Source organism: Streptomyces sp. NPDC104307, from assembly GCF_055584045.1.
Genome location: NZ_JBVJMU010000015.1, coordinates 54038 through 67255, shown reverse-complemented (window position 1 = coordinate 67255; position 13218 = coordinate 54038). Strand labels below are relative to the sequence as shown.

The 13218-nt window shown below is 71.1% G+C and carries 14 protein-coding genes and 1 pseudogene; 7 read left to right on the top strand and 8 right to left on the bottom strand.

What is annotated here, in order from left to right:
- The first annotated feature begins 132 nt into the window (after positions 1 to 132).
- Positions 133 to 495: a DsrE family protein gene (locus tag ACZ601_RS29650; protein ID WP_024489658.1), complete on the top strand. Its 363-nt coding sequence runs from the start codon at positions 133 to 135 to the stop codon at positions 493 to 495.
- 223 nt (positions 496 to 718) lie between these two features.
- Here ACZ601_RS29650 and ACZ601_RS29645 read toward each other — a convergent pair.
- The 8 genes and pseudogenes from ACZ601_RS29645 to ACZ601_RS29610 form a co-directional block, all read right to left on the bottom strand.
- A pseudogene (locus ACZ601_RS29645) lies at positions 719 to 916 on the bottom strand (DUF3099 domain-containing protein); the annotation flags it as partial.
- A gap of 147 nt (positions 917 to 1063) precedes the next feature.
- The gene (locus ACZ601_RS29640; RefSeq protein ID WP_018490348.1) at positions 1064 to 1351 is read right to left on the bottom strand and encodes a DUF1416 domain-containing protein; all 288 of its coding nucleotides are present in this window, start codon (positions 1349 to 1351) and stop codon (positions 1064 to 1066) included.
- Positions 1352 to 1401: 50 nt separating this feature from the next.
- A complete protein-coding gene (locus tag ACZ601_RS29635; RefSeq protein ID WP_440576896.1) occupies positions 1402 to 2247 on the bottom strand; it encodes a sulfurtransferase in 846 nt (281 codons plus the stop codon).
- Between the two features lie 154 nt (positions 2248 to 2401).
- The gene (locus ACZ601_RS29630) at positions 2402 to 2509 is read right to left on the bottom strand and encodes a putative leader peptide (protein ID WP_353962123.1); all 108 of its coding nucleotides are present in this window, start codon (positions 2507 to 2509) and stop codon (positions 2402 to 2404) included.
- A gap of 209 nt (positions 2510 to 2718) precedes the next feature.
- Entirely contained in the window at positions 2719 to 3414 is a 696-nt protein-coding gene (locus ACZ601_RS29625) for an LmeA family phospholipid-binding protein (RefSeq protein WP_469543698.1), read from the bottom strand.
- A 163-nt stretch (positions 3415 to 3577) separates the two neighbouring features.
- On the bottom strand, positions 3578 to 5128 hold the full coding sequence (locus ACZ601_RS29620) for a hypothetical protein (protein ID WP_469543695.1): 1551 nt from the start codon (positions 5126 to 5128) through the stop codon (positions 3578 to 3580).
- 10 nt (positions 5129 to 5138) lie between these two features.
- Complete coding sequence (locus tag ACZ601_RS29615; RefSeq protein WP_440576893.1) at positions 5139 to 5393, bottom strand: MoaD/ThiS family protein; 255 nt, start codon at positions 5391 to 5393, stop codon at positions 5139 to 5141.
- Positions 5394 to 5455: 62 nt separating this feature from the next.
- Positions 5456 to 6352: an alpha/beta hydrolase family protein gene (locus tag ACZ601_RS29610; RefSeq protein ID WP_469543692.1), complete on the bottom strand. Its 897-nt coding sequence runs from the start codon at positions 6350 to 6352 to the stop codon at positions 5456 to 5458.
- Between the two features lie 302 nt (positions 6353 to 6654).
- Here ACZ601_RS29610 and ACZ601_RS29605 point away from each other — a divergent pair, with 302 nt between their 5' ends.
- The 6 genes from ACZ601_RS29605 (at position 6655) to ACZ601_RS29580 (ending at position 12937) form a co-directional block, all read left to right on the top strand.
- On the top strand, positions 6655 to 7455 hold the full coding sequence (locus tag ACZ601_RS29605) for a response regulator transcription factor (protein WP_469543689.1): 801 nt from the start codon (positions 6655 to 6657) through the stop codon (positions 7453 to 7455).
- Between the two features lie 24 nt (positions 7456 to 7479).
- Positions 7480 to 8526 carry a LacI family DNA-binding transcriptional regulator gene (locus ACZ601_RS29600; protein ID WP_440576890.1) on the top strand — a complete coding sequence of 349 codons (1047 nt, stop codon included), beginning with the start codon at positions 7480 to 7482 and terminating at the stop codon, positions 8524 to 8526.
- Positions 8527 to 8718: 192 nt separating this feature from the next.
- The gene (locus ACZ601_RS29595; protein ID WP_469543685.1) at positions 8719 to 9456 is read left to right on the top strand and encodes a DUF4232 domain-containing protein; all 738 of its coding nucleotides are present in this window, start codon (positions 8719 to 8721) and stop codon (positions 9454 to 9456) included.
- A 123-nt stretch (positions 9457 to 9579) separates the two neighbouring features.
- Entirely contained in the window at positions 9580 to 10677 is a 1098-nt protein-coding gene (locus ACZ601_RS29590; RefSeq protein WP_469543682.1) for a S1C family serine protease, read from the top strand.
- A gap of 89 nt (positions 10678 to 10766) precedes the next feature.
- Positions 10767 to 11498 (top strand): response regulator transcription factor, encoded by a 732-nt coding sequence (locus tag ACZ601_RS29585; protein ID WP_440576887.1) that lies wholly within the window; start codon positions 10767 to 10769, stop codon positions 11496 to 11498.
- Entirely contained in the window at positions 11495 to 12937 is a 1443-nt protein-coding gene (locus ACZ601_RS29580) for a sensor histidine kinase (protein ID WP_469543678.1), read from the top strand. Before ACZ601_RS29585 ends, ACZ601_RS29580 begins: the two co-directional genes overlap by 4 nt.
- The last annotated feature ends 281 nt before the right edge of the window (positions 12938 to 13218 follow it).

Here is a 13218-nt window from a genome sequence, read left to right as displayed (position 1 = left end):
CGTGGAATGGTGTCTATCTCATCCAAAATGGGTCCCCCCACGAGACCTGAAGCGCAGATTCCGTCATCCGCGCACCCAACTGACCCGCCACTCACCGCCGAGGTTGTACGCCCGAGGATTACAGTTCCGCATATGCCGAAGAAGCTCGTGATCAAGGTGACCGCAGGTGCCGACTCCGCCGAGCGCTGCTCGCAGGCGTTCACGGTTGCGGCGGTCGCCGTCGCCAGCGGCGTGGAGGTCTCGCTCTGGCTGACCGGGGAGTCGGCGTGGTTCGCCCTGCCGGGGCGGGCCGCGGAGTTCGAACTGCCGCATTCGGCGCCGCTGCCGGATCTGATCGAGTCGATCCAGGCGGGCGGCCTGATCACCCTCTGCACCCAGTGCGCGGCCCGGCGCGACATCACCGAGCAGGACGTCCTGGACGGGGTACGGATCGCCGGGGCCCAGGTCTTCGTCAGCGAGATCATGGCGGACGGCGTACAGGCCCTCGTCTACTGACGGAGCCGGTCGCGGGTGGAACGGGTCAGCGGCGGCGCTTCCTGCCGTCCAGCTCGTCCCACCACTCGTCGGACTCCGGGTCACCGGTGGGGTTGGCGGGGCCGGAGGAGTTGGCGGGGCCGGCGGGGTTCTTCTTGTCCGTGCGCTGCCTGTTCGTGCGCTGCTCGTTCCTGCGCTGCTCGTCCGTGCGCTGCTCGTCCGTCCGCTGCCGGGGGTCCGGGGGCGGGTCGTCCCACCAGCGGTCCTCCGGGCCCTTCCGGTTGGCCACGATCGCCGCGACGGGCGGGATGACCATGGCGATCACGCACATGCTGATGGCGGCGGGAATCGACCAGAGCCGCACGAAGGCCCAGGACGAGACGAAGAGGACGAGACATCCGCCCATCATCAGGAAATATGCGCGACGGCGTCGGGCGTACATAAGTCCAGCGTAGGCCTGATTCGCCCGCCCAGCCGGTCCTGGAGAGCAGGCACCTTCACCCGGACGCCACAAAGGGCCGTACCCCGGTTCGACAGGGCGTCCAACGCCCTGGGGTACGGCCCTTCGGCCGGTCCGCCGTGCCTGGTGCTAGACCGCGATGGCCACCTCGGAGAGGCCGCCTGTCTGTGCCACGACCGTGCGGTCGGCGCTGCCGCCCGGGACGAGCGCGCGCAGCGTCCAGGTGCCCTCTGCCGCGTAGAAGCGGAACTGTCCGGTCGCGGAGGTCGGGACCTCCGCGGTGAACTCGCCGGTCGAGTCCAGCAGGCGGACGTAGCCGGTGACGGGCTCGCCGTCGCGGGTCACGCTGCCCTGGATGGTGGTCTCACCGGGCTTGATCGTCGAAGCGTCGGGGCCGCCGGCCTTTGCTCCACACATGGTGTTCTGTCCTTCTGGTCGGGGGTCGTGCCGGTCCGGGTGGTGCGGAGTTACTTGTTGGCGCCGAGCTCGATCGGCACGCCCACCAGGGAGCCGTACTCGGTCCACGAACCGTCGTAGTTCTTGACGTTCTCCTGGCCGAGGAGCTGGTGCAGCACGAACCAGGTGAGCGCGGAGCGCTCACCGATGCGGCAGTACGCGATGGTGTCCTTCGCCAGGTCGACCTGCTCGGCCTCGTAGAGGGCCTTGAGCTCGTCGTCCGACTTGAAGGTGCCGTCGTCGTTGGCGTTCTTCGACCACGGGATGTTGCGGGCGCTCGGCACGTGGCCGGGGCGCTGCGACTGCTCCTGCGGGAGGTGGGCCGGGGCGAGCAGCTTGCCGCTGAACTCGTCGGGCGAACGCACGTCGACCAGGTTCTGGGTGCCGATCGCCTTCACGACGTCGTCGCGGTAGGCGCGGATCGACTCGTCCTGCGGCTTGGCCTTGTACTGGGTGGCCGGGCGGGACGGGATCTGGTCGCCGTCCACCAGGTCGCGGGAGTCGAGCTCCCACTTCTTGCGGCCGCCGTCGAGCAGGCGGACGTCGCTGTGGCCGTAGAGCTTGAAGTACCAGAACGCGTAGGACGCGAACCAGTTGTTGTTGCCGCCGTACAGGACGACCGTGGTGTCGTTGCCGATGCCCTTGCCGGACAGCAGCTCCTCGAAGCCCGCCTGGTCGATGAAGTCACGGCGGACCGGGTCCTGGAGGTCCTTGGTCCAGTCGATCCGGATCGCGTTCTTGATGTGGTTCTTCTCGTACGCGGCGGTGTCCTCGTCGACCTCGACGATGGCAACCTTCGGGTCGTCGATGTGGGCCTCGACCCAGTCGGCGTCTACCAGGACGTCACTGCGGCTCATTGTGTTCTCCTCCGGGGCAGTCTGCGGCGAGATGATGCGAGTCGGTGCGGGATGCGGATGTACGGAGCGCGGAATTCGGCACGTGCACAGAGGCATCGGGATGGCCCCGACGAAAGGTCGGAAGGCCGGGAATGCGGGAAGTCGACGCTCCCGCTCAGACAGTGCGACAGAGCATGGCGGCGACGCGGCACAGGTCCACTGCCCGCCGCTTCGTGAGATCCGCCCGTCCCCGCTGTGGGAGACCGCTAATAGAGCACTGCATGGGACCGATCGTAGGGACGTACGGGCAGACATGTCACCGTCGTGTCGCCCATTGAGACGCGATCGTCCGCAGGGTGAGACGAGAGGGCGTTCACGCCTGCTCCGCGACCGATCCCGGGGACGCCGCGCCCGCCAGGCATCTGCGGAACGGACGCAGCCGTCTCAGTATGTGGCGCAGGCCCCTTATCGGCCTGCGGCTCGCCGCCGGAGTCAGCCGGCGAGCGTGACCTCAGTGCCGGTCACCGAGATCTCCAGGCCCTCTGCGGTCGGCTGGATCTTCTCCAGCTTGAGGCCCTTGGGCAGCCCGCCGATCTCGCGCTCGAAGTCGGTCTTCTTGCGCACCAGGCCCTCCAGCCCGGGGATGCCCTCGCCCGGCACCTTGTCGGCGTGCACCCGCACGGTGTGGCCGTCGACCAGGGTGACGCTGGACAGCACGCTGCGCGAGATCTCCTGGCCGAGACCGGGGACCTGGACCGTGCCGGTCACCTTCACCTTGCCGTTGCCGCCGTACGCGACCGCGACGTCCGCGCTGGCCGCCTTGGTGAGGTCCGCGTACGACACCACGGCCGTCCCGCCCGCCCGTGCGGCGACCGCGCCGGAGAAACCGTCGGTCAGCCGGACCTGGTGCAGGTCGGCGTTCATCTCGCTGATCCGGAGCGTGCGGCCGTTCGCACTGGTCTCCAGTCCGGTGATCTTCACGTCGACCTCGTCGAGCTCGGAGCCGGCGAGCTGCGTCAGGAACGGAAAGCCCTTGATCGAGACGTCCGTCGAGCCGATCTCCGCCCCGGGCACCCGCACCCGCTCCGCGACCTGCGATTCGGCGAAATACACCGCCGCGCGGTCGATGGCGATGAACACTCCGGCCAGAATCACCACTATGACCAGCAGTATTCGCAGTGCACGCATGCCTTGTCCTCCCCCGCCCGCGCCCGTTCGGACGGCTCGGCGACCGTGAGCCTACTGCGGCCGCACGTCACGCTCCGGGTGATCGACGAGCGGAAGCCCCCCATCGGTTCCCCGTGGAGGGCTTCGGCATCTCTGTGACGCGAGGGACGCAAGGTGCGCAGGGTTACGAGATCGCGCGGCCGATCAGGTACACGGCGGGCGCGGCCGCGGTGAGCGGCAGCGCCACTCCGGCGGTCATGTGCACGAAGCGCGACGGGTAGTCGTAGCTGGCCACCCGCAGCCCGATCAGCGCGCAACCACCGGCGGCCAGGCCGAGCAGCGCACCCTTCGCCCCCAGGTCCGTGACGGCTCCCGCCGCCCCGCCCGCGGCCGCCGCGACGAGCAGCGCCGCCACCACGGAGGCCGGCCCCGGCAGCGGAAGCGCCCGAGCGAGCACCGCGAGGGCCACCGCGACCCCGCCGACCGTCACCGCGTCCGGGACCGCCGCGAGGTGCCCGGCGGCCAGGACCGCGAGCGCGGCAGAGGCGACGGTGGCCATCAGCCCCTCCATCCGCTCGTCGGCGCCCGCCCGGCTGCGCAGCTGGAGGACGACGGTGAGCAGCACCCAGACGCCGAGCGTGCCGAGGATCGCGGCCGGACCGTTCTCCCGGCCTGCGGCCAGCAGCGCCACATCGGCGACGAGGCCGCCGGCGAACGCGAGCGCGATGCCCTGCCGGGCCGGCCACATGCCGTTCAGCCGGAACCATCCGGCCGCGGTCACCGCCTGGAGCAGCACCAGCGGTACGACCAGGGCGTACGAGCCGATGGCCGCACCGAGCGCGAGCAGCAGCCCGAGCCCGGCGGTGATCGCGGCCGGCTGCATCCCGGGCGCGATGATCGGGGAGCGGCCCTCGGCGCGGGCCCGCTGGGCGTCCGTGACGCGGCTGTTGCCCAGCGTGGTGGGCGCGCTGTAGCCGTCGTCGCCCTGCGCGGCGTCCACGGCGGCGGCCACCGGCTCGGGAGCCGCGGGCGCCGCCGGGACCTCGGGCGGCAGCGGGTAGGCGCCGGAGGCGCCCGGCGCTGTCTGCGATGCCTGCACGGGCTGCGCGGGCTGCTGCGCCGGGCGGAGGGTGGGCTGGTACTGGGTGTCCCAGGTCTGGCCCTGCCAGGTCTGCGCGACCGCCGGCTCCCCGGCCTGCGCATCCCGGTAGGGCTGCTGAGCCTGAGGTGCCTGCTGGGGCTCGTACGGCTGCTGCGGCTGCCGCGTCTGCTGGGGCTGCTGGGGCTGCTGCGCCTGCTGGGGCTCGTACGCGTGCTGCACGGACTGGTGGGTCGGGTGTGCGGCCCGGTACGGCTGTGGCGCGGCCTGCGGCGGCTCGTACGTGCCTTGCGGCGGCTCGTACGTGCCCTGAGGTGCCTGGGGTGCCTGGGGTGCCTGGGGTGCCTGGGGTGGCTGGGCTGCGTACGGGGCCGCTTCGCCCGCGTAGGGGGCCTGCTGACCGTAGGACGGTTCACCGTAGGGCTGCTGCTGCCCGTGAGCGGGGTCCGGGTAGCCCTGGGCCCCGTACGACTGGTCCGGATACGGCTGATCCCCGTACGGCTGGCTCCCGTACGGCTGATCCCCGGACGACTGGTTCCCGTACGGCTGGTTCCCGTAAGGCTGGTTCCCGTAAGGCTGCGGCTCCTGGCCGTACGGCTGGTCCGGGTACGGATGCTGCTGATCGCTGCTGCTCATGTTCTGCGGTTCACCCTCCTGCGAACGGCGGGAGCACCTCGACCGTGCCGCCCTCGGCAAGGCGTACGGTCTCATGGCTCCGGGTCCCGACGGGGTCACCGTCGATGAGGAACGAGCACCTTCGCAGCACTCGGGTCAGCTCACCGGGGTGCCGCACGCGTGCCGCGTCGAGCGCCTCCTTGAGCGTCGCGGCGGTGTACGGCTCCTCCGCCGTTCCGGCAGCGGCCTTGGCGGCTGCCCAGTAACGGATCGTTCCCGCGGGCATGGCGGCGGCTCCTCTCGTCTCGCGTCGGCTCGGGTTCGGCTGTCCATCATCGTGCACCGGGGTCACCGGTCCGCCGCCCAGTCGGCGATGCGGCCGAGGAGCGCCGCGTCCGCCGCGTTCTCCGCGTGCCCCATCCCGCGCTCCAGCCACAGCTCGGCGGCCCCGTCCGCCGCCTCCGCCAGCATCCGGGGGTGGTCGAGCGGGAAGTACGGGTCCCGGTCGCCGTGCACGATCAGCAACGGGGCCGGGGCGATCAGCGGGACCGCCGCGACCGGGGAGAGCGGGACCGGGTCCCAGTCGTCGCGGGCGATCCGGGTCCGGAAGCCGTACCGCCCGACGAGCCGGCCCGTGGGACGGGTCACCACCCAGTGCAGGCGCCGCATCGGAGCCGTGCCCCGGTAGTACCAGCGCGCCGGGGAGCTCACGGACACCACCGCATCGGCGTACGCCCCCAAATGCGCTTCCGTGCGCCCCCCGCGCGCCGGAACGGACCGGACGCCCTCGCGCTCCGCCGCCGGAGCCGTATACAGCGCCCCGTGCCGGAGCACCACGGAGCCGCCCATGGAGAACCCGACCGTAACGACGCGCCGGTGTCCGAGCGACCGCGCCCAGTCCACCGCGGCGGCCAGATCCAGCACCTCACGGTCGCCCACCGTGGACCGGCCGCCGGAGCCGCCGTGCCCCCGGAAGGAGAACGTGATCACGGCCGCACGCTGGGAGAACACCTCCACGGCACGCCGCACCGCGAGGCGGTCCGCCGAACCGGTGAAACCGTGCGCGACGACGATCGCCGTACCGGTGTCGTCCCCACCCGCGAGTGCGCCGTCATCCGCCGTACACGGGTCGTACACCGCCTCGATCAGGACGCCGTCATCGGCGCGCAACGTGGTCCGCGACGGCCGGCGCGTGATCAAGGGAACAGAGGAACTCCGAAATCGCCCCTCGGACACAGAACTCATGTGGGCTATTCTGCTGGGAAGAGGATCCGGGCAATGCAGCCCCCGGGTCCTTTTGTGCTTTCCGCGCGTTGTTACGGAGACGTTTCAACAAGCTCAGCGGCCCTGGGCGCGGGGCCGTACCGGTAAAACCCGTATGACGAAACGTCGTACGGAACAACACGAATAAGCGTACGAAGCAGTGCCGCATACTCCCCCGGGCCCGGCCCGGGAGTGCCCCTCTCGCAGGGAACGAGGAGGACCGACGTAATGGGCGAGCCAACCGTGCACGATCATCGACCTACGACCCAGGCAGGTGGGCGGCGATGAGTTCACTGCTGCTCCTGACGAATGCCCTCCAACCGTCGACGGAGGTGCTTCCCGCCCTCGGTCTTCTGCTCCACAGCGTGCGGGTGGCGCCCGCCGAAGGCCCCGCTCTCGTCGACACCCCGGGTGCCGACGTCATCCTCATCGACGGACGGCGCGACCTGCCCCAGGTCCGCTCCCTCTGTCAGCTGCTGCGGTCCACCGGACCCGGCTGCCCGCTGATCCTCGTCGTCACGGAGGGCGGCCTCGCGGCCGTCACCGCGGACTGGGGAATCGATGACGTACTGCTGGACACGGCGGGACCCGCCGAGGTCGAGGCGCGGCTGCGGCTGGCCACCGGCCGGCAGCAGATCACCTCCGACGACTCCCCGATGGAGATCCGCAACGGCGATCTGTCGATCGACGAGGCGACGTACAGCGCCAAGCTCAAGGGCCGGGTCCTGGACCTGACCTTCAAGGAATTCGAACTGATCAAGTACCTGGCGCAGCACCCGGGACGGGTCTTCACCCGCGCCCAGCTGCTCCAGGAGGTCTGGGGCTACGACTACTTCGGCGGCACCCGGACGGTCGACGTACACGTCCGGCGGCTGCGCGCCAAGCTCGGCCCCGAGCACGAGTCGCTGATCGGCACCGTCCGCAACGTGGGCTACCGGTTCGTCGCACCCGAGAAGGTGGAACGGGCCGCGGAGGAGGCCAAGTCGGCGGCCGCGAGGACGGCCTCCGAGAGCCTCACCCGTTCGGAGCAGCCGGAGGCTGTCGAGGCAACGGAAGAAGGCCCGGTCCAGCCAGCCAAGAGGTAGTTATATCCGCGTAGACTGCCGCGCGTGGCCAAGGTGACGCGGGACGATGTGGCGAGACTGGCGGGGACGTCGACCGCGGTCGTCAGCTACGTCATCAACAACGGACCCAGGCCGGTCGCCCCGGCCACGCGCGAGCGGGTACTCGCCGCGATCAAGGAGCTGGGCTACCGGCCCGACCGGGTCGCCCAGGCGATGGCCTCGCGGCGGACCGACCTCATAGGGATGATCGTGCCGGACGCGCGGCAGCCGTTCTTCGCGGAGATGGCGCACGCGGTCGAACAGGCCGCCGCCGAGCGCGGAAAAATGGTGCTCGTCGGCAACTCCGACTACCGCGACGAGCGCGAGGTCCACTACCTGCGGGCCTTCCTCGGCATGCGGGTCTCCGGGCTGATCCTTGTCAGCCAGGGCCCCAGCGAGCGCGCGGCGGCGGAGATAGAAGCGTGGGACGCCCGGGTCGTGCTGCTGCACGAGCGGCCGGAGGCGATCGACGACGTCGCGGTCGTCACGGACGACGTCGGCGGCGCCCAGCTCGCCACCCGTCACCTGCTGGAGCACGGCAACGCGTACGTGGCCTGCCTCGGCGGCGTCGAGTCGACCCCGGCGGTCGGTGACCCGGTGGCCGACCACGTCGAGGGCTGGCGCCGGGCGATGCACGAGTCGGGCCGCACGACGGAGGGCCGGCTCTTCCAGGCCCCGTACAACCGTTACGACGCCTACCTGGTGGCGCTGGAGCTCCTCGCGGGCCCGGACCGCCCCCCGGCGATCTTCTGCGCGACGGACGACCAGGCCATCGGCGTACTGCGGGCCGCCCGCGAGCTGCGGATCGACGTGCCGGGCGAGCTGGCGGTGGCGGGCTTCGACGACGTGAAGGAGGCCGGGCTCACCGATCCGCCGCTCACCACGGTCTTCTCCGACCGCCCGGCGATGGCACGGGCGGCCGTGGACCTGGTGCTCGACGACTCGCTCCGGGTGTCGGGCTCGCGGCGGGAGCGGCTGAAGCAGTTCCCCTCGGCGCTGGTGGTCCGGCGTTCCTGCGGCTGCGGTGAGCCCCCGGCGGCCCGGAACAGCTGAAGAAGGCCAGGTGACAGGGGGCTCTGTCCGCCTACCTCCGCTTTCACGTAACGGGGCGTCGACCCGTGTGTCACAGCGGCGTCTTGATCCAACTGTCGCCGCAACGGCTCGCCCGACGATAGATGTCCTATGAAGCGACAACGCCCGCTCAGCCGGAACGGGCGTTCCCCCCACCGCTTCTCAGGAGTCCCGATGCGCGTCAAGAAGATCTCCGCCCTCGCCCTCGTCGTCGCCGCTGCCGGCCTCTCGCTGACCGCGTGCGGCGGCGGCGACGGATCGAGCGCTGCCGCCGACACCGGCGCGTCCAGCTCGGCGAGCAGCTCCGCCGGCGGCCAGGACACCGGCTCCACCGACACGAGCGGCTCCACCGAGGCCGAGAACTCGGGATCGGGGTCGGCCTCGGAGTCGGCCTCGGGATCGGGGTCATCCTCGTCCAAGTCCGGCTCCTCCTCCACCGGCTCCGGCAAGGGCAGCGACCTCACCGCCAAGGGCGGCACGTCGGCTTCCGGCTCCATGTGCCGGACCGATGACCTGGCATTCAGCACCGGCTCGACGGGGGTCAAGAACCAGGTGGTCGTCAACCTGAAGAACACCGGTTCCGCCACGTGCAGCATGCATGGCTTCCCGGGCGTCCAGCTCGTGGGCCCCGACGGTCTGGGCGACACCGGTCCGGACGCCGCCCGCACCGACGCCGAGCCGTCCACCGTCACCATCGGGCCCGGCGAGGAGACCCGCTTCCTGCTGCGCTACCTCCCGACCACCGACGGATCCGGCAAGACCTTCACCAGGCTCTCCGTCACCCCGCCCAACGAGAAGGTCTCGGCGATCGCGAATCTCGACGGCCTGACGATCACCGTCCCCGCCTCCGGTGGTACGTCCCCCGACGTCTTCGTCGACCCGATCGGCTACCACACCGGTTCCGGCAAGTAGCCGGGGAACCGGACCTCGTCAAGGAGCCGACGAGCCGGTCCTTATATCGGGCATACGAGGTTCTGCCGGGCTTCTCAGGGCGTACTCACGCTCCTCTCATCTTCGCTGGACACTCTTCTAGACATGACAGAGAGCCAGCGCCCGAGCGGCGAGTACCCGATGTACCCCTCGTACGGCAACGGCGACGCGGCCTACCCGCCGCCGCCGTCATACCAGCCCGCGCAGCCGGTGGGCCCGGACTCCGGACACCCCGTGTGGCCCGCCCCCGAGCAGTCGGCGCCCGAGCAGCCCGCGGCCCGGCGCCGGGCCCGCCGCCCGGTCGCGCTGCTCGCGGCGGTCGCCATCGCGGCGGCGATCATCGGCGGCGGCACCGCCACCGTGATCGGGCAGCTGACCGACCACGGCACCAACACCACCGGCGGCGGCGTCATCCCGGGCACCACGGTCTCGCAGAGCAGCAAGGGCACCGTCTCCGGGGTGGCCGCCGCCCTGTCACCGACCATCGTCGAGATCAGCGCGACCTCGAACGCGGGCCAGTCCACCGGCTCCGGTGTGATCATCACGTCCGACGGCGAGATCATCACCAACAACCACGTCGTCGCGGGGTCCTCCTCGGTCAAGGTGACGCTCAGCACCGGCAAGAAGTACACCGCGGACGTCGTCGGGACCGACCCCGACAAGGACCTCGCGCTGATCAAACTCCAGGGCGCGAGTGGCCTGAAGACGGCGACGCTCGGTGACTCCTCCAAGGTGGCCGTCGGCGACCAGGTCGTCGCGATCGGCTCGCCCGAGGGCCTCACCGGCACCGTCACCAGCGGCATCGTCTCCGCGCTCGACCGGGACGTCACCGTCGCCAAGGAGGGTGACAGCGGCCAGGACCAGGGACAGGGCCAGGGACAGGGACAGGGGCAGGGCGGCCAGGGCGGCGGGCAGCAGTGGCCGTTCGAGTTCGGCGGCAAGCAGTTCAACGGCGACACCGGCGACTCCACCACCACGTACAAGGCGCTCCAGACCGACGCCTCGCTCAACCCGGGCAACTCCGGCGGCGCGCTGATCAACATGAACGGCGAGATCATCGGCATCAACTCCGCGATGTACTCCGCGAGTTCCGCCGAAGGCTCGGGCAGCTCCGGCGCGGGCAGCGTCGGCCTCGGTTTCGCCATCCCGGTGAACACCCTCAAGGCCGACCTGGACACCCTGCGGGCGGGCGACAGCTCCTGACCCGCGCCGCCGCAGCCGGGCCGTGCGAGGCTGAGAAACTGGAGGGCAGCGCCCCGCCCCGTACGGATCGAGAAGAGGACGAAGCAGCGATGAGCCCCGCCGAAGACGATCCGCAGCGCATCCTGATCGTCGACGACGAGCCCGCCGTGCGCGAGGCCCTGCAGCGCAGCCTCGCGTTCGAGGGGTACGGCACCGAGGTCGCCGTCGACGGTCTCGACGCCCTCACCAAGGCCGAGTCGTACGCCCCCGACCTCATCGTCCTCGACATCCAGATGCCCCGGATGGACGGGCTGACCGCCGCCCGCCGCATCCGGGCCACCGGGACCACCACACCCATCCTGATGCTCACCGCCCGCGACACCGTCGGGGACCGGGTCACCGGACTCGACGCGGGCGCCGACGACTACCTGGTCAAGCCCTTCGAGCTGGACGAGCTGTTCGCCCGCATCCGGGCCCTGCTGCGCCGCAGCTCGTACGCGGCCGCCTCGGGCGCCGAGCTTCCCGACAACAACGTGCTGGCCTTCGCGGACCTCCGGATGGACCTCGCCACCCGCGAGGTCAGCCGGGGCACCCGCCGCGTGGAGCTGACCCGCACCGAGTTCACCCTGCTGGAGATGTTCCTCGCGCACCCGCGCCAGGTGCTGACCCGCGAACAGATCCTCAAGGCGGTCTGGGGCTTCGACTTCGAACCGAGCTCCAACTCGCTGGACGTGTACGTGATGTACCTGCGCCGCAAGACCGAGGCGGGCGGCGAACCCCGCCTGGTCCACACGGTCCGGGGTGTCGGGTACGCGCTGCGGGCGGGCGGGGGCGAGGGGTGACGGGGCCCCTGCACCGCTTCCGCACCCTGCCGCTCCGCTCCCGGCTCGCGCTGCTGGTCGCCGTGGCGGTCGCCGTCGCGGTCGCGGCTGTGGCGGCGGCGTGCTGGTTCGTGACGCGGGCGCAGCTGGAGCACCAGGCGGATGCGACGCTGCGCGCCGCCAAGGTCGACAACCAGTACCTGATCGGCCTCTACCAGCACTGCACCGGTATCAGCAAGCAGCCGACCCAGCCCTACACGGGCTTCACCGTCCAGCTCATCGACGCCCAGGGAACGGCCTGCACGGCCCCGGACTCGTCCGCGCTCCCGGTGACCGGGGCCGACCTCGCGGTCGTCGACCACGAGCGGAGCGAGGCACTCCACTCCGAGACCGATGCCGACGGGGTGAAGATGCGCGTCTTCACCTACCCGGTGCGGGTGACGGTGCAGCGCGGGCTCGGTCAGCCGCCTGCGGAGATCGGTCTCGGCGTCTCCGTCGCCCGGCCGCTGAGCGAGATCGACAAACCCCTCTCCACCCTCGCCTGGGTCCTCCTCCTCGTCTCCGGCATCGGCGTCATCGGCGCGGGCGCCGCAGGACTCTGGATCGCCCGCTCCGGGCTGCGCCCCGTCGACGAACTCACCGAGGCCGTCGAGCACGTGGCCCGCACCGAGGACCTCACCGTCCGCATCCCGGTCGACGGCGAGGACGAGATCGCGCGCCTCTCGCGCTCCTTCAACTCGATGACCGCTTCCCTCGCCACCTCCCGGGACCGTCAGGCCCAGCTGATCGCGGACGCGGGCCACGAGCTGCGCACCCCGCTCACCTCTCTCCGCACCAACGTGGAGCTGCTCGCCCGCAGCGACGAGACGGGCCGGGCGATCCCGCCGGACGACCGCAAGGCGCTGATGTCCTCGGTCAAGGCCCAGATGACCGAGCTGGCCTCGCTCATCGGAGACCTCCAGGAACTGGCCCGCCCGGACGCCGCCCAGCCCGGCCCGCTCCAGGTGGTGGCCCTGCACGACATCACCCGCACCGCCCTCGAACGCGCCCGGCTGCGCGGCCCCGAGCTGACCATCACGGCGGAGCTGGCCCCCTGGTACGTACGGGCCGAACCGGCGGCCCTGGAGCGGGCGGTCGTCAACGTCCTGGACAACGCGGTGAAGTTCAGCCCGCCGCGCTCCACGATCGACGTGGTCCTGCACCGGGGCGAACTGACGGTCCGCGACCGGGGCCCGGGTATCCCCGCCGACGAACTCCCCCACGTCTTCGAGCGCTTCTGGCGCTCCCCCTCCGCCCGCCAGCTCCCCGGCTCTGGCCTCGGCCTGTCGATCGTCGCCCGTACGGTCCAGCAGTCGGGCGGCGAAATCGGCCTGCGCCCGGCGGACGACGGCGACGGCACGGTGGCCACGATCCGGCTGCCGGGGGCCCCGCAGCCGCCACCGGAGACACCGCGGAGCTGAGCGGCCCGGCTGTACGTCGCGATAGGCAACGCGCAGCTCAGCAAGGGTCCGGGGCAGCGTCATGTGCCGTTCGTCACAACGAAAGGCACCCAGCTGAGAGCAACTGCGCCCTTTCATGACGTCTGTCCGCGACCAGGGGCCCCGGACCGGCCCGTAGCGCCGGAAAATGCACGCCACCGGCTCCAGCGACGGCCATAGCATCTTCACAGCCGCCCGCGTGATCCAGCCGCTGTGGCAGCCGTTCACTCCTATTTCTTTCCTTTTCGGATCCGGACCCAAGG